The following is a 16,236-nucleotide window of genomic DNA, read 5'->3' on the forward strand; positions in this document are numbered from 1 at the left end:
TTCGAACGAAAGGTGGCTTAAACGAGCAATTGGGGCGGCACGAAAGCGGGACACGTCCATCTTCTCTTCCGACGAATAATGCTTGCGGGTAGCTCGTTTGATATCTTTGACGAGCTTCTCGCCAGGGCTTTTGCGTGTTCCAGTTGTCTGTCTCATCTTCCACTCCTCAGTGGTTACGATGAACCAAGAACACTCTCTTATCAAATACGGCTATTTGGACCCATTAGCGCTGACGTCAGACAGTCACGGCCAATACTTGTTGAAACAGAATTTCAACTGATTTTGGCAAATAGTACCAAGCCGACGCGAACATGAAATCTGGCGGTTCAGAGGGCGCGCGCAATTCGGATACATTTGGCAAAAGCTGCAGGCCATAAACCACAAACAGTGCAAAGCACCCAAGGATCGACACCAGGATCACCCCTTCGTGCATCTGTGTGTTGCGGTTCATACTTTCGGCAATCAAAGATCGGAAAGACCACAGCGCAATGGCGCTCCAAGCAAGATAGTAGGCGGTGAATAGTATCGGCGCGCTATCATACCCGGCGTCGAACGCGAAACTATCTCTGATCAAGTAATAGCCTTGGCTTGAAACAAGCCAGAGTATTGCCGCAATCATGACAGCATACCCCATCTGCCCCAACGCATTGGAGGCAAGCGCACCCCGACACGGCGCATTGATTGGAGTCGTTATGGCCAACGGCGGGTTTTCACCCTGCATGAGGCAAGACCTTTCTTAGAACGCAGAATCTGCGTTTTCTGGGATGTAGTAGCGGGGCACCTCCGACGCCTCGGACCCCAGCATTTATACGGGGACGTCTGTGTTTTTTGTCGTTCAAAATTCAAGAACGCATCATGCGCCGCGCCGACCACATCGATGTGTGCAGTGTCTTCGGTGCTAATTTACGCATAGATTCGAATTTGTTTCGTGATCTAGGTCAAAGGCAAATCATCGGACTAGGTGATGCGCGAACAAAGAGCCCTGTAAAAGCCTACCGAACTTTATCACCGCGCTTGCGTCGCTTGTCCATTTTCAAGGCCTCAAACCCGATAATCACGTCCAAAAGTTCATTTGTAATTTCACTTTGGCGCATCGCACGTGTGTCAGATTTTAGCGCGCCTAACCTGTCATCAACCGATTGTTCTGCCTGCTGCATGATCGCAAGGCGCGCAATTTCATCGTCGAGTTCGACCTCCAAAGCCGTAATGTGCGCCCGAATTTAGTCGACGACATCAGACACGATTATATCTTTCTCCAAAGGATCGGTTATTTAAGGAGTCGGTGCGATTACATCGCGAATTCACCGTAAGCACTACGTGCCTGCGCGCCGCAGACCGATGGGAAGTCTCTGCCAATTGCAATCAGTTCTTTCGTTTTGAGACAGAAAGCAATTTCAAAAATTTCCGCATGTGGGTCATGTCTCCCGCATGTTGCGCTGCATCACCGCTGCAGATCGGGCAATCAACACCATCGCCGTGCCGGTGCTCACAAAATCAATGCCAACCATCAACCCTAAGACCACCGCAGAGGCTTCGGGTAAGACTGCAAAGATATAGACGCCCAAAGCAATACTGATCAGCGCAGAAAACCCGGCCCATGCCCAACCGAGCGCTGGCCTGACCCACAAGGCAAAGATGGTGTGAACGATTCCGGTTATCAACAAGATCACAGCCACAAGAACCGTGAGCGCGACAAGCCCTTCGAGCGGGTAGGACAACAACAATATCCCGCCTATCAACGTGGCAAGAGCTGCACCAATACTCCACGCAAACAGACCCGTCCCGCGCAAAGAAAATGCACCGATCACCGCAAGCGCGCCGCTGACTGTCAACAACCAACCGACCATCAATTCAACAACCAATGAGCTTAGAAGCGGGGCCGTAATCGCGGCGATCCCAAGCAGGATCATCACTACCCCGCCCCACAAAATGCCTTTGCGCATCTTTGTCACAAAAGCTGCGGGTCCTATGTTCAAAAATCCGTCGTGGTCGCTTTTCATGTTCTTTTCCTTCGCGCGCGAATGGGATCTGGATTAAGAAGCCGCAGCAAATGGCGCTATTTGCTCTAGCTATGGATATGGCATCACAACCCAAATGGCCGCTCAGAATTTAGAAGGCAATATCTTCTTGTTTTATCCGACGTCCGCACCCACAAAAGGATGCAGCGCTGCCGGATTTGATCCGCGTAATAATCTTTGTGGTAGTTGTCCAGCCGGCGCGCCAATGACACCCGCAGGACCGCCACCAATTACCCCGCGAAAATCTCACGCGGACATTTAAGTGATTACATCCGGCATGGTGCGTCCAATCATGTCTTGCATCTTGCTGATCGCCAAAGCTGCATCACGCACATTTTGTAACGCATCTTGTGTGGCACGGGACAAATCCCCTGTCTGATCGGCATATTGTTCAAGATACAGCCGGAGTGTCGCCCCTTGTGTGCCTGTTCCCGACAGTCGGAACACAGCGCGACCACCGCCTGTGAACGCAATACGGACCCCTTGGTTTTTGCTGACGGACCCATCCACTGGATCGTCATAAGAAAACTCATCAGCCGACGCGACGGTGAGACCCGCCACAGTTTGCCCTGAAAGCTCAGGCAACCGCGCGCGCAGATCCGACATCAACGCATTCGCTTCTTCAGTCGCGATAGCCTCGTAATCAAACCGTGAATAATAGTCGCGCCCATAGGTCGCCCAGTGATCGGTCACAATTTCAGACACTGATTGCTTGCGGACAGCCAGAATATTCAACCACAATAGCACCGCCCAAAGCCCATCTTTTTCGCGGACATGGTCAGACCCTGTGCCTGCGCTTTCCTCACCGCAAATCGTGACTTTGCCAGCATCCAAAAGATTGCCAAAGAATTTCCAGCCTGTTGGCGTCTCGTATAGCCCGATCCCAAGTTTTTGCGCGACCCGGTCGCTGGCCGCGCTGGTCGGCATGGACCGCGCGATGCCCGCAAGGCCGCCTGTATAGGCCGGAGCAAGATGTGCATTTGCCGCAAGGATCGCCAGACTATCAGATGGGGTGACATAAATTCCGCGCCCCACGATCATGTTCCGGTCGCCGTCACCATCGGAAGCAGCGCCCAAATCTGGGGCCGCATCTGACATCATCAAATCCATCAAGGTCTTGGCCCAAATTGGGTTTGGATCAGGGTGACCTTTGCCAAAATCTTCAAGCGGGGTGCCGTTGATCACTGTACCCGGCGCGGCCCCCAACGTGCGCTCTAGTATCGCCGTCGCATAGGGGCCAGTGACTGCGTGCATGGCGTCAAAACACATAGTGAACCCGGATTTGAAAAGCGTGCGGATAGCGTCGAAATCAAACAGGCTTTGCATCAGCGCTTCATAGCTTTCGACAGGGTCAACAACTTGCACGGACATGGTGCCTATACTCGATGTGCCGATAGACGAAAGATCAACATCAGCGGCCTCAAGCGTATGATATTGCTTTATTTTTTTCGTAATTTCAAAGATTCGAGCAGTCAGGTTTTCGGGTGCTGGACCACCATTTTGACCGTTGAATTTAACCCCAAAGTCTTCGTCAATTCCGCCAGGGTTATGGCTAGCAGAGAGAATAAACCCGCCATCAGCCTGATTTAGGCGGATCAAGTGAGATGCCGCGGGTGTAGATAGGATGCCATCCTTACCGACAATTGCCTTGGTCACGCCATTAGCAGCCGCCATTTTCAGGATAGTTTGAATCGCGTCGCGGTTAAAAAACCGTCCATCACCCCCGACAATCAACGTCTTATCTTGGCCGCCACCAACCGCGTCAAACGTCGCTTGAATAAAATTTTCAAGATAACCGGGCGCCATAAACACGCGGGTTTTCTTGCGTAGACCAGACGTTCCGGGCAACTGCCCTTCAATCGGAGAGCATGCGACGGATTTAATCTTCATGAGCTGATTCCTTTGTCTTGGCTACAGCGCGCATTATTGTCTGGGCGTTTTCTATGCCATTTAGGTACGCACGCACCGTGTCACGAAACCCATCAGGAACCAACCCGCGGGTTTTGTCGTCGGAAAAATGGCGCCGTACCTATTACGTACGACGCCACAAGCCCATGCATTGAAAACCTAAATCGCTTTAGGCTAGGAGGTTCTACATAGGCTTAGCTGCGCAAACCGGTCTCTGCATCAAAGTAATGTGCCAACTCAGGCTTAATCGTAAAGCTAATCACTTCGCCTTTTTTGGCCGCCGGTGGCTTTTCTGTTTTTGCAATAAATTCAACGCCAGTTTCGGTGATCATGTGAACCATCGCGTATTCGCCAAGGTTTTCAACAAGTTCCATCTTGCCTTCAACCACACCGTTTGCAGCATCGCTGATGACCATATGTTCAGGGCGTAGGCCAACTTGTTGCGAGGTTGGCAATTCTTTTCCAAGAACAGCCGCCGCATTTACCGCAAGGTCACCTGGGCCAAAGAAGTTCATCTTGGGGCTGCCGATAAACTGCGCAACAAACGCGTTCTGCGGGCGCTCGTACAGCTCAATCGGAGAGCCGACTTGTTCAATCCGACCATCACGCAGCACAACGATTTTATCAGCAAGGGTCATCGCCTCGACCTGATCGTGGGTCACGTAGATCATCGTGTTCCCAAGGCGTTCGTGCAAACGCGCAATTTCCAAACGGGTCTGAACCCGCAAAGCAGCATCAAGGTTCGATAGCGGTTCATCAAACAAGAATACTTCTGGATCGCGTACAATGGCGCGGCCAATGGCAACCCGTTGACGTTGACCACCGGACAAATTGCGCGGACTGCGGTCAAGGTAATCACCAAGCTGCAAGATTTCTGCAGCCGCTTTCACGCGCTTGTCGATCTCAGCCGGATCGGTTTTTGCCTGTTTCAGACCAAACGCCATGTTTTTGTAAACCGTCATATGCGGGTACAAAGCGTAGGTTTGGAACACCATTGCAACGCCGCGTTTTGACGCGGCAACATCGTTGACGACAGTGTCACCGATAGAAACGGTCCCATCGCTAATCTCTTCGAGGCCCGCAATCATCCGCAACAAGGTTGATTTCCCGCAGCCCGATGGGCCGACAAAAACAACAAATTCACCGTGTTCGATGTCAAGATCGACGCCGTGCATCACTTGCGTTTCACCGTAGCGCTTTTTTACATCGCGAAGTGTTAGACCGGCCATGTTGCCTCCAATTCAGTAATTTCGCGCCGCAACGTAGCGGCAAATTCAGGGTATGTTTCAGGTAGATCGCCCCAAAGCTGGCGACTGGTGATAAAGGCGTCTGTCCCAAGCATCGCTTTAAGATCGCTCCAGCTTGGTTCGACGTAGTCAAACGGGATTTTGCCAGCATCGACAAGGCGCGCAAACTGGTGCCAGCTCGCAATGCTACGGATCGCATGGACAGGCATAATTCCTTGCTTCAAGCAGCCCTCAAGCGTTGGACGCACAAAAATCGGAAATTTCGCCATGCCATCTGCGCAAATCCGCGCGACCGTGTCACCGATCGCTTTGTTCCCAAAGCGGCGGGCGATATCCGCAAGGTAATCTTCCTTCGAGAATGGCAACGCAATCGTCAGCGCGGGCAAGACTTCGTTTTGCTCAAACGCATGAAAATGATCGTTCAAATGTGGGACACGCATCGCGGCGTCAAAGGTTTCAACACCCTCTAACGCAGCAAGATAGCAAAGCGCCGTATGCCCACCGTTCAATACGCGGATTTTAGTTTCCTCGTAAGGATCAACATCAGCCGTCACCGTGACGCCTGCTTGTGCGAGATCGGGCATCGTTGCGGCGGCCCGGTCTTGCAAAACCCATTGGGTAAAATCTTCGGCCATGATCGGCGACGTCACTGTAACCCCGACCATCTGGCTCAGCTCTTCACATAGTTCTTGCGGACTACGCGGTGTGATCCGGTCCACCATCGAACAGGGGAAAGCAACGTTTTGCGCAACCCAACTGGCAAGCTGCGTATCGTTGCAAGCCTTCAAATAGGCCAACAAGTTGCGATGTAGCATCTTGCCATTCTGACGAATATTATCGCAGCAGGCAATCGTGAGTGGTGAGCCGATGCTATCCATCCGGCCACGCAATGCAGCCCGCAGATAACCATAGACACTTTGGGGTTGCCCTCCGGAAACTTCGCCCGCGATCATCGGATCATCCGTGTTTAGATCGCCATTCGGGTCTGTGTAATACCCGCTTTCTGTCACCGTAATGGTCACCAGATGTACCGATGCAGAGCTCAAGAGCTGCTCTGCCTCGGATTGTGCGATGCTCCAATCCACAAATTTCACATGCGAGCGTACACGCCGGAAATCGACGACATCATCCGCCGAAATAGACTTCAGATAATAGCCATCATGCGTTTCGATGTCAGCATTTGCCTCCGCAAATTGCGCGGATTCTGATCCACGTAGGTTAACCGCCGCAATGCCCCAACGCAGGTCGCCAGATACATCCATATAATCATCAATATAGACCGCTTGGTGGGCGCGGTGAAACGCGCCGTAGCCAAGATGGACAATACCCAGGTCACATGCGGATCTGTCATAGCTCGTAGCAGAGATATTCAAAGAGGGCGTAATCGACATTATTTCACAGCCCCGAATGTAAGGCCTTGGACCAGCTGCTTTTGGCAGAACCAACCGAGGATCACGATTGGCGCAATCGCCGCTGTCGACACCGCAGACAGACGCCCAAAGAACAGACCCTCTGGTGCGCGATTCCCTTCGATCAACTTTGACAAGGTCGCGGCATCAATCGTCGTTAGGCGCACGGTCCAATAGGCCTCGTTCCAGCAGAAGATGAATGTCAAAAGCGCCGTAGATGCAATGCCTCCCCACGCCAATGGGATCAGAATATCCTTGATCTCACCCCATGTTGAAACACCGTCCATTTTACCCGCTTCGATGATCTCTTTCGGGATCTCTTTGAAGTAGGTGAACAACATCCAAATCACAATCGGCAGGTTGATCAGGCACAAGACCACGATGACCAGAAAATGCGTGTCAAAGATGCCAAGAAAGTTCTTGGTCAAGAATGTCATCGGATAAAGCACGGCCGCAGCGGGCAGCATTTTCGTCGAGAGCATCCACATCAGGATATCTTTGGTATGACGGCTGGGGTTAAACGCCATCGCATAGGCCGCCGGGACACCCACGGCCAAAGCGAATAGCGTCGCAAAGGTCGATGTGATCACCGAGTTGATCGCGAACTTCCAGTAGTCATAGTTCTGGGTCATGTTCGTGTAGTTTTCCAGCGTCGGCGTAAAGCGGAACAGGTGTTCCGGTTTAACGGCGTCGGCATCTGTCTTAAAGCTGGTGAACACCAGCCAAAAGATTGGAAAAAAGAAGATAAGGGCGACGATCCATGCCACGATGGGCCATGCGATTTTGCCAAAATTTGAACGTTCTGTAACGGCTGCCATGATCTTTTCCCCCTAGTCCATCAAGCTTTTGCCAACCATGCGCAGCAAGAAGATTGCGATGATATTGGCAAGGATGACGGCAAAGATGCCCGTGGCGCTTGCGGCACCAATGTTATTGGATGTGAATTCGCCGATCAGATACGGCAGGTTTTTATTCCCGTTCCCGCGGCTGACGATCTCAATCTCTGCGTAAAGTGACAGGTGAAAGATCGATTGGATCATCACGACGATCGCGATTGGCCGGGCCAAATGCGGCACTGTCAAATTGATGAACTGCGACCAAGGTGATGCCCCGTCAAGCGTCGCTGCTTCTTTTTGGCTTTCGTCTTCAGACTGCAACGATGTCATAAAGATCAGCACGGCAAATGGTGTCCACTGCCAAGCAACCATCATGATCACCGCATAGGCAGAGGTTTGCGTGGCCCGGAACGAGATCGGTTCAAGCGTCGGCCAGAGGTTAAAGAACCAGCCTAATACCGGGAAATCCCGCAGGCCATCGACCAAATTATTGATACCACCAACTGCAATTCCTTGCAGGCCAAGCACCGGATCGAGGATCATGTTGATCCACAAAACTGCGTTCACGGCGGGCATCACAAAGAAAGGTGAGATCAGCAACACGCGAACGATGCCGCGGCCAGGGAAATTTCGGTTAATCAAAACCGCAATCGCAAGCCCCAAAACAACTGTGATGATCAAGATACTGCCTACGATAAAAACCGAGTTTTGGATCGCGAATAGGAAATCCTTGGCCTTCAAGACGTAGGCATAGTTCCCAAAACCGCGCCAGTTACTCAGCGCGGGCGTGGTCCATTCGGGCCGGATGTTGCTGTTCAACACATACCGAATGAATGAGAAATAGAGCGTCATGCTCAGCGGGACCAGCATCCAGATCAACAAAAGTATGACCGCTGGCGTTTGAAGGATGCGGGGGAGCGTTCTTTTGGACATAGCTCGGGTCACCTATTCATTCGGGGTTGCGTAGTAATTATTGGGCGGGCGCTCATTCGGCGATCAGCACAAGATTGGATATGCCGCGATCAAGCCAAGCGATAAAGAGTTCTGCTAGGGTAACAGGCCCGACGTGAACCGCCGGGCCTGCACCATTTCTGTCAAAGAGAGTTAGTAGTAACCCGCTTCGGACATGATTGAATCGGCCGCAGATTGCGCTGCTTCCAGAGCTTCGTCGACAGATTTCGCGCCAGACAATGCCGCTGCGATTTCTTGTGCGACCGCTGTACCCACTTCTGGGAACTCAGGGATCGAAGCGAACTGAACACCAACGTATGGCTTGATGTCTGTGGCTTCTGGTGCCGCAGATTCAATCGCTGCCAATTCTGCGGCTGCGAAAGGTGCAGCAGCTTGGAACTCAGGGATAGCATATGTTGATGCACGTGTCCCAGTTGGAACAGAACCCCAACCGAAGTCTGGGTGGTTACCAACAGCTTCGATATAGGCTTTCGATGTTGCCCATTCGATGAATGCCTTGGCTTCATCGGCAGTATCTGTGCCCGCAGGAACAGCCATTGCCCATGCCCACAGCCAGTTCGCACCAACAGGGTTACCAGCATTCGGAGACTGCGCGTATGCAACACCGTCTACTTCAAGGAAAGAAGCCGCGATTGTCGCATCGATCCAAAGGCCACATTTGCCTTCGTTATAAAGCGCTAGGATCTCGTTGAAGGAGTTACCTTCAGAACCCGGAGGGCCGTATGTGCCCAGCAGCTCAACGTAGAAGTTGATCGCAGCTTTCCATTCGTCTGAATCCAGTGTTGGACGCATTTCAGCATCGAACCATGCACCGCCGAATGAGTTCACAACAGTCGTGACGAACGCCATGTTGTCGCCCCAGCCCGGCTTACCGCGCAGACATGCACCGTAAACCCCGTTGTCTGGGTCGTGCATTGCAGCGGCTGCTGCCATCACGTTGTCCCAGCTATCGTTGTCAGCGATTGATACGCCAGCCGCGTCAGTCAGGTCCTTGCGGTACATAACCATCGAAGATTCACCATAGAATGGTGCAGCGTAAAGCGTACCGTCAGCAGACAGACCGTTGCGCATTGCTGGCAGCATGTCGTCAACGTCGTAGTCAGCGCCGAACTCAAGTGGTTCGATCCAACCTGCAGCACCCCAAATCGGCGCTTCTTGCATGCCGATGTTGATGATGTCGTACTGGCCGCCACCAGTTGCTGTGTCAGACGTGACCTGCTCGCGCAGAACGCCTTCTTCCAGTGATACCCAGTTCAGAGTAACGCCAGTTTCAGCAGTGTAAGCTTCAGCGACAGTTTGCATGTTGATCATGTGACCGTTGTTCACGATCGCGATTGTCAGCTCAGTTGCGTGACCTTCAGCAAATGCAGTAGTTGCAGTTGCAACAGTCATCGACAGACCGACAGCCGTGTTCATCAAAGATTTCATCTTTTTCCTCCCAGAAACAAATCTCCACTAGAAATATCCTGATCAGTTCTGGCCGCGCGGTCAACCAAAATTTTACGCGCGGAAACTTTTTAACCGGAATTAAGCCGATTTTCGCATGATCAAATTGCCTTCAAAAAGAACAACTTTGTCTGTAATTTCATCACCTTCCAGATTTCCAAACAACGTTTCAACAGCATGCTTAGAAATCGCTTCGTAGTCTTGTGAAATTGTTGTAAGCGGCGGGCAAGTGAACCTTGAGAACGGATGATCGTCCATTCCGGCAATGCGAATCGCGCTGTCTTCCTCGAACCCAACGGGTATTTTGCGCGCAAAACAGGCCGATATTAACCCGATCGCAAGACGGTCATTACTGCACAAAACTGTGTCACTCGGGAAGCCGTCACTGTCGATAACTTCAAGCCCTCCGTTCCGCCCAATCTCTTCAAAGTTCCACCCTTCCCCTGTGACACTCACGACCTGCGGGGCGTGGCCAAGGGCTTCCATAGCCGCGATATACCCTTGCCGACGTTTATTTGCGTTTGGGTTTGCTGGGTTCTGCATCTCAAAGAAACACGGCGGCGTACCAGTCCGGCACAAATAGTCGACGATCAATCGACCAAACTGGAAATTATCCGACCCACCAAAGGAAAGCCCGATGTCAGGCAAATAACTATCGAACAAAACAGTTGGAACTTTTTGACTGAATTTTTCGATCATCGCCTTGTCTGAATTGCGCCCCAATGGGGCGATCAACAGCCCGGCCGGTTTGAGCGACCGCAGGCTATCAAGAATTTCAACTTCTTGATCGCGATTCCCATGCGCACTGTACAGCGTTGGTTGATAGCCCGCGTCGATACAACGCCTTTCGACGTTACGCGCAATTTCAGCAAAGAATGGGTCGGCAAGCGACGGGACAACAACGCCGATGTTACGGGTAAGTTTACGGTTTTGGTTCATCGCAAAAATATTTGGGCGGTAATCGTAGGTCTCAAGTGCCTGCTCAATCCGTTCGCGCGTCGTGTTGCGAACGGCATTGGGATCGTTGAAGTACTTGGAAATTGTTGGGCGCGAAATGCCGCTCGCCTTTGCAAAATCTTCCATATTTCGGATCTTGGTTTCCATCACTTCAGTCGCCTTCGGTTCGATAATTGACACAAATTTGCGCAACTTATCAAAAACTTGTCGCGCGATAAAATCAAGTACAGATTTGTAATTTTCGTGAGACGGAAACAGAATTGCAAATTTTGGTCATACCAAAAATACTTGATTTTCTATATATAGAAAAATAAACCCAATTTAGTCATACTAAATTACACAAACCCGGAGTTGGCAAAAGTGACTGGTCGCGCAGCAGATAGCGTCGTTAAAGCGATTTCAGGGCGTATTCACAGCGGCGTCCTTGCTGATGGTGACTTGCTGCCTGCTGAACGTGATCTCATGGAGGAATTTGGGATCAGCCGGACAGTCGCCCGCGAAGCGGTGCGCATTTTGGCCAGCCAAGGGCTCATAGCGGCCAAGCCACGTCACCGCCCTGTCATCCGAAAAGCTGGTTTCGAAGCTGCGTTTGACGCCGCAGGATCAATCGTTGGCAACCTGTTGCAACACCCCGGTGGCGTGCACAATCTGTTCGACACGCGCATCATGCTCGAAGCTGCATTGGTACGCGAAGCTGCCCTATCCGCAGGTAAAAAGGACATTGTGAACTTAAAGACCGCACTTGCCGAGAATGGTGCGACTATTGATGACAACGATCGATTCTACCAGACCGACCAACAGTTCCACGCGGTGCTTTACGATATCCCCGGCAACCCCGTGTACCCTGCCATTCACCGCGCCTATACGACTTGGCTTGCGCCGCAATGGGGACAAATGCCTCGCCTTGCCGACCGCAACCGGATCAATTTTGCATCGCATACCGCGATCATGGACGCGATTTTATTACGCGATCCTGATGCCGCTGAGGCCGCGTTACGCTCACATCTTGCCGACGCTTGGGACCAAGTGCGGCTGACTTTCGGAGACATCTAAATGACGACTAAACGACCAATCCGCACCATCGCCTGCATCGGTGAAGTAATGATCGAACTGATCGCCAACCAAGATGGCAGCGCACGTGTTGGCGTTGCGGGTGATACTTATAACACCGCTGTTTATCTCGCGCGGGCGTTACGTGGCAGCAATATAGCGGTATCCTATGTCACCGCATTGGGCACCGATCCTTACTCGGACCGCATTCACGCCGCGATCCAAAGCCACGGCTTGGATACATCATGCGTTGAACGCCGCTCCGGGCAGATGCCGGGCCTTTATGCGATTGATACTGATGAAACGGGCGAGCGTAGCTTTAGCTATTGGCGCTCTGCGGCGGCGGCACGGCAATTGTTCTCTCCGGGTGGAACTGTGTCGTTTGATGACCTGAACCGGTTTGACATGGTGCTGCTGACAGGGATTTCGATGGCGATTTTGCCACCTTCGATTCGGGAACAAGTGATTGCATGGGCCGAAGAATTCAGCGCCGCGGGTGGCACATTGGTTTACGATAGCAATCACCGTCCCCAGCTTTGGGAGGATATTCAAACCGCGCGTGACGTGAACACAGGAATGTGGCAACGCGCCGACATTGCCTTGCCTTCTGTAGATGACGAACAGGCGCTATTTGGCGATGCGAGCACAGAAGCCACAGTCGCCCGGCTGAACGATATCGGCGCGACAAAAGGCGCGCTGAAACGCGGGGAAGAGGGGCCGCTTGACCTATCAGGCACCCATGTCTTTGCGGTCCCCGCAGAGCCGATCAACGTCGTTGATACAACTGCGGCTGGCGATAGCTTTAACGCGGGCTACCTTGCTGCAATCGCGCGTGGCCAATCGCCCCTGCAAGCGATGGCAGCTGGCCATGCATTAGCGGCCCGCGTCATTGCGACCCCCGGTGCAATTATTCCTGAATAGGTTCGATGCTAGGTTAAAATAGCTGCATTCAATGGGTTTTTAAGTCACCTATGCTTTGGGAGTATCTGGGTCGATAATTTCTGCATCTGGCGTTTCAATCGGCACAGGCAGATTTGGTTCTGCATCCTGCCCCACAATCAGCGGCAACATTTCGGTGCCGGACGGCATTGCGATCTCGCTTGCGGGCGGGGTTTTCCAAGAAAGCGTATCAAACGCTCCGCAATTTTCGCAGGTCGGGGCCCATGCCGCGTGGATATGATGGCATTTATCACAAATCCACTGCGGGCCACGCGGCGCGGTCAACGCACGGGTCAACCAACCACGTACGACGGAATCTTCTGCGCCAGCGCCACGTTCAATCGCGGCCATCAGCGTCAGGCTGCGCGCTGTCGGATTTGTTTCAATCAGATCGCCCAAAGCGCGTTTGGCGGCTGGAAAATCTTCGGCAGCGATATGTAATTCAGCCAAAAGCATCTTTGTTTCGGGATGATCTGGTGTTGCCTTTATCAACCCGCGGAACCGTTTTAGCCGCTCTTGCGGAGTTTCATCGGGCACAATTTCGGCAAATGCTGTTGCAATATCTGGGTGCGGCTGCGCATTCCATGTCTTGGTCAAAACGCGGGTCGCGTAGCGCGCATTATCCGCAACAATATAGCTGCGTGCAGCCATAATCGCGGCTGGGATCAAATCCGGCGATAGACGGTTGGCTTCAACCGCAGCTTCGCGAGCCTCGATTGTTTTTCCTTCATCCATGATGTCGCGCGCTTCGGACAGGGCCAAGACCGCATCACGGCGTTTATGTACATCACGCGGCAAATACCCTGATTTAAGCTTTGCGCCCAAGGTTTGGCGCGCGCCCGCCCAATCCGCCTTTTCTGCCTGCAACTGCAGCAAGACATCTTGGGTTTCTTCATGCTTTGGCTTCAAGGCAAACGCCTTTTGCGCCAACGCCATGGCTGTATCTGTGTCACCCTCGGACAGCTTTTGTTTCATGATCCCGCGCACACCGACAAAACGGGTTTTGTCGTTTTGCAGCAGCTTCTTATAGGTTTCTTCCGCCTTGCGGTGATCACCTGTCATTTCAGCCGCTTGTGCCGTCAACAGGTTCGTCAATTCTGGCTGGTTAAGGTATTTGTCCGCGCGGTTAGCCTTGGTCATCGCAAGGTGCCCTTCGCCTGACGCAAGCGCCATCATCCCTTCGGATAGGGCCTCGTAACCTTTGCGTTCGCGGTTACGGTCAAAGTACTTTGAAACTACCGTTTCATCATTATTCAAAACTTTAAAGAACACTATTAGAAATGTCAGTATCTTTAACCCAAGCCAAACCGTGACCACCAAAGCGACCAGCGCGAACACCATTTCAAGTGTGCTCAACGTGACTTCTTTGCCTGCGATGCCAATCGTGGCGCCCCCTTCGACATCCATCAGTAGCGTGGATCCAAATGTCAGCGCAGTCACAGCGACAACGAAAGCAATAATTTTTATAAGAGACCAGAGCATAAATATCGCCTTTAATTGTCACTAAGGGTGGTAGAAAGCAGATCGATTGCCGATTGCGCGGCCGCGCGCATTTTAGCCCGAGCGAGCCAGTCCGACATTTCCGCGCGCGCAACTTCGGGAAGCCCGGCAATTTCAGCAAGCGCGTCAGACAGACGCCCCGCATCGATGGCCGCACCTGCGCGCGACAAGATCGCATCTGCATCGTCACCTTCGCGTGGCGCAGTCGACCGAACATCAAACTGATCGCGCAAAAATGCGCCAAAACCGCCAGTGTCTTCGCCTGAAACGCCTTCGGCGCGCGCCGTCGCAAGTGCCGTACGCGCCGCATCAGCATAGGTTTCGCGCAAATTCTGCAATGTCGGCACACCATCTTGGACCGCCAATAATGCCTCTGGCGCGCTTTGACCCAAGGCGGCTTCTAGATCGCCAAGCGCCGCGCCAAGTGGCGCGCCCGTTTCCAGGCCCGATTGCACGCGTGCCAAAGCGGCGCGACCCGCAGCATTGCGTGCCGCAAGGGCTGCGTTTTCTTCAATCGCGGCGGCTTCGGCCCGGGCGGCTTCCAACTGCGTTTCGGCGATATTTGTCATATCATCGATTTGGGCGCGTAGCGCGTCAAGCTCTGCCTGATAGGCAGCGGTGGAAGGTGCCACACCCTCGCCAATAACGCGTGGCTGATTTTCAAGCGTTGTGACCCGATCAGAAAGAGCATCAAGCGCAATGGTCACATCAGATTCAAGCGCATCTATTGCACCCGCAATTTCGTCTTGTGCAGTCGTAATGCCCGCTAAATCAACATCGGGGATTTGCGCGATTTGCTGACGCAAGCTATCAATTTCACCCGCCTGAGTTGCTAGTTGATCAGCGTAAGACGTATCGGTGGCTGGTTTCGTCAAGGATGCAACACCAAACCCAATCGCACCAGCAATCACGCCACCGAGCAGCAGAGGAATAAATCCGCTGGCACGTTTTTCTGGGACAGGCTGCTGCTGAAGTACGGGTGCAGGCGTTGGCTCTGGCGCAACTGCCTTAGGTTCTGGTGGCGCTGGCTCCGGCTGAACGGATTCCGTTGCGTAAATCTCGGCCGGAATAGAATCAATATGGGGTTTTGCGTCGTCCAACGATTCTGTTGCCACGTTTTCTGGCGCTTTTTGCACCTTTTTAGATGGCTGTTTTGCCACAATAATACCCTTCCAGCGAACATACTCGCAGTTTACGCTAATATTCACTTACTTTACCCCGGAGATGAGAGGCTCTCAACCTTCGGTATTGTCTTTCAATAGCGCATCCAGACGCGCAACGGTCGCGTCAACCATCGCACGTCCACTGGGTTGCACCGCAATGCCGGTCGTTTGTGCATTCATGCGTCCCACCGCCCGTTTTATCTGCTCACTCATTACGACAACGTGTAGAGGCGCGAAAAATGGCCCTTGTTCATTCAATATGGTGGCTGTTCGCGTAGAAAACAGGGGCAATACGACAGGAAGCTTCCCTTTTAGCGCATTTTTCGATTCGGCAGTCAATGTAAGGGGGCGCTGATCATAAGCGATAATATCCGCACAAGGGATACCAGATTCGTTCAAACGTCGCGCGACGTTTTCTTGCACATGACGCCCCCGAATATGCGCCAATCGGCCGCAGGGCGCTGCCTGCATTATCATCTGTGCCAACCCGGCTGCATCGCCCGGCCCTGTAATTGTTGCGAACCCCGCGCTTTTAGCCCGTTCGGTCGTCCTGGGACCAACGCACCATGCGGTCAAACCGCGGGGTAGCGCCAGCACATCTACCGCCTGCGCAGAGGTAAAGATGACCCCGGTGATTTCGGACAGATCGTCGGCTACTGGCAGCGGTACAATTTCAAGCAGAGGCGATGTAATAAACCGAACCTGATCGCCAAATCTGTCACGCAATTGACCCACAAATGCCTTTGCGATTGGCGCGGGTCTTGTCACGATCAGGGTCGGGGTCATCTGCT

General features: G+C 52.7%; 15 protein-coding genes. 2 read left to right on the forward strand and 13 right to left on the reverse strand.

The window, feature by feature from the left end:
- Window positions 1–235: 235 nt before the first annotated feature.
- The 10 genes from DS901_RS17355 to DS901_RS17400 form a co-directional block, all read right to left on the reverse strand.
- Window positions 236–721 (reverse strand): hypothetical protein, encoded by a 486-nt coding sequence (locus DS901_RS17355; RefSeq protein WP_113778208.1) that lies wholly within the window; start codon window positions 719–721, stop codon window positions 236–238.
- 271 nt (window positions 722–992) lie between these two features.
- A complete protein-coding gene (locus tag DS901_RS17360; protein WP_258546785.1) occupies window positions 993–1,199 on the reverse strand; it encodes a F0F1 ATP synthase subunit gamma in 207 nt (68 codons plus the stop codon).
- A 216-nt stretch (window positions 1,200–1,415) separates the two neighbouring features.
- A complete protein-coding gene (locus DS901_RS17365) occupies window positions 1,416–2,000 on the reverse strand; it encodes an HdeD family acid-resistance protein (RefSeq protein ID WP_113778209.1) in 585 nt (194 codons plus the stop codon).
- A 276-nt stretch (window positions 2,001–2,276) separates the two neighbouring features.
- A complete protein-coding gene (locus DS901_RS17370) occupies window positions 2,277–3,908 on the reverse strand; it encodes an alpha-D-glucose phosphate-specific phosphoglucomutase (RefSeq protein WP_113778210.1) in 1,632 nt (543 codons plus the stop codon).
- Between the two features lie 212 nt (window positions 3,909–4,120).
- Complete coding sequence (locus tag DS901_RS17375; protein ID WP_113778211.1) at window positions 4,121–5,155, reverse strand: ABC transporter ATP-binding protein; 1,035 nt, start codon at window positions 5,153–5,155, stop codon at window positions 4,121–4,123.
- Complete coding sequence (locus tag DS901_RS17380) at window positions 5,143–6,564, reverse strand: mannitol dehydrogenase family protein (protein ID WP_113778212.1); 1,422 nt, start codon at window positions 6,562–6,564, stop codon at window positions 5,143–5,145. Before DS901_RS17380 ends, DS901_RS17375 begins: the two co-directional genes overlap by 13 nt.
- Window positions 6,564–7,400 carry a carbohydrate ABC transporter permease gene (locus tag DS901_RS17385; RefSeq protein ID WP_113778213.1) on the reverse strand — a complete coding sequence of 279 codons (837 nt, stop codon included), beginning with the start codon at window positions 7,398–7,400 and terminating at the stop codon, window positions 6,564–6,566. The genes DS901_RS17380 and DS901_RS17385 overlap by 1 nt, the downstream gene beginning before the upstream one ends.
- Before the next feature lie 12 nt (window positions 7,401–7,412).
- Window positions 7,413–8,351 carry a carbohydrate ABC transporter permease gene (locus tag DS901_RS17390; RefSeq protein ID WP_113778214.1) on the reverse strand — a complete coding sequence of 313 codons (939 nt, stop codon included), beginning with the start codon at window positions 8,349–8,351 and terminating at the stop codon, window positions 7,413–7,415.
- Between the two features lie 171 nt (window positions 8,352–8,522).
- Window positions 8,523–9,818, reverse strand: a complete 1,296-nt coding sequence (locus DS901_RS17395) for an ABC transporter substrate-binding protein (RefSeq protein ID WP_113778215.1) — start codon at window positions 9,816–9,818, stop codon at window positions 8,523–8,525.
- 99 nt (window positions 9,819–9,917) lie between these two features.
- Window positions 9,918–10,940: a LacI family DNA-binding transcriptional regulator gene (locus DS901_RS17400; protein ID WP_258546786.1), complete on the reverse strand. Its 1,023-nt coding sequence runs from the start codon at window positions 10,938–10,940 to the stop codon at window positions 9,918–9,920.
- Between the two features lie 213 nt (window positions 10,941–11,153).
- Between DS901_RS17400 and DS901_RS17405 the strand changes: the two genes are divergently transcribed.
- Entirely contained in the window at window positions 11,154–11,846 is a 693-nt protein-coding gene (locus DS901_RS17405) for a FadR/GntR family transcriptional regulator (protein ID WP_258546787.1), read from the forward strand.
- Window positions 11,847–12,764, forward strand: a complete 918-nt coding sequence (locus tag DS901_RS17410) for a sugar kinase (RefSeq protein ID WP_258546788.1) — start codon at window positions 11,847–11,849, stop codon at window positions 12,762–12,764. It abuts the gene before it with no gap.
- Window positions 12,765–12,812: 48 nt separating this feature from the next.
- Here the strand turns inward: DS901_RS17410 and DS901_RS17415 are convergent, their stop codons facing one another.
- From DS901_RS17415 to DS901_RS17425, 3 genes are all read right to left on the reverse strand, one after another.
- Window positions 12,813–14,264, reverse strand: a complete 1,452-nt coding sequence (locus tag DS901_RS17415) for a heme biosynthesis protein HemY (protein WP_113778217.1) — start codon at window positions 14,262–14,264, stop codon at window positions 12,813–12,815.
- A gap of 11 nt (window positions 14,265–14,275) precedes the next feature.
- Window positions 14,276–15,442, reverse strand: coding sequence for a COG4223 family protein (locus DS901_RS17420; protein WP_113778218.1), 1,167 nt, complete (start codon window positions 15,440–15,442; stop codon window positions 14,276–14,278).
- 75 nt (window positions 15,443–15,517) lie between these two features.
- Window positions 15,518–16,231: a uroporphyrinogen-III synthase gene (locus DS901_RS17425; RefSeq protein ID WP_181820924.1), complete on the reverse strand. Its 714-nt coding sequence runs from the start codon at window positions 16,229–16,231 to the stop codon at window positions 15,518–15,520.
- Between the last annotated feature and the right edge of the window lie 5 nt (window positions 16,232–16,236).

It is taken from the genome of Loktanella sp. D2R18, from assembly GCF_003318235.1.
In the GTDB taxonomy this organism is placed as follows: Bacteria; Pseudomonadota; Alphaproteobacteria; order Rhodobacterales; family Rhodobacteraceae; genus Yoonia.

What these genes read in the sequence shown, in the direction of transcription:
- DS901_RS17355 (WP_113778208.1), bottom strand. Translation starts at nt 721, where the DNA reads ATGCAGGGTGAAAACCCGCCGTTGGCCATAACGACTCCAATCAATGCG.
- DS901_RS17365 (WP_113778209.1), bottom strand. Translation starts at nt 2,000, where the DNA reads ATGAAAAGCGACCACGACGGATTTTTGAACATAGGACCCGCAGCTTTT.
- DS901_RS17370 (WP_113778210.1), bottom strand. Translation starts at nt 3,908, where the DNA reads ATGAAGATTAAATCCGTCGCATGCTCTCCGATTGAAGGGCAGTTGCCC.
- DS901_RS17375 (WP_113778211.1), bottom strand. Translation starts at nt 5,155, where the DNA reads ATGGCCGGTCTAACACTTCGCGATGTAAAAAAGCGCTACGGTGAAACG.
- DS901_RS17380 (WP_113778212.1), bottom strand. Translation starts at nt 6,564, where the DNA reads ATGTCGATTACGCCCTCTTTGAATATCTCTGCTACGAGCTATGACAGA.
- DS901_RS17385 (WP_113778213.1), bottom strand. Translation starts at nt 7,400, where the DNA reads ATGGCAGCCGTTACAGAACGTTCAAATTTTGGCAAAATCGCATGGCCC.
- DS901_RS17390 (WP_113778214.1), bottom strand. Translation starts at nt 8,351, where the DNA reads ATGTCCAAAAGAACGCTCCCCCGCATCCTTCAAACGCCAGCGGTCATA.
- DS901_RS17395 (WP_113778215.1), bottom strand. Translation starts at nt 9,818, where the DNA reads ATGAAATCTTTGATGAACACGGCTGTCGGTCTGTCGATGACTGTTGCA.
- DS901_RS17400 (WP_258546786.1), bottom strand. Translation starts at nt 10,940, where the DNA reads ATGGAAACCAAGATCCGAAATATGGAAGATTTTGCAAAGGCGAGCGGC.
- DS901_RS17410 (WP_258546788.1), top strand. Translation starts at nt 11,847, where the DNA reads ATGACGACTAAACGACCAATCCGCACCATCGCCTGCATCGGTGAAGTA.
- DS901_RS17415 (WP_113778217.1), bottom strand. Translation starts at nt 14,264, where the DNA reads ATGCTCTGGTCTCTTATAAAAATTATTGCTTTCGTTGTCGCTGTGACT.
- DS901_RS17425 (WP_181820924.1), bottom strand. Translation starts at nt 16,231, where the DNA reads ATGACCCCGACCCTGATCGTGACAAGACCCGCGCCAATCGCAAAGGCA.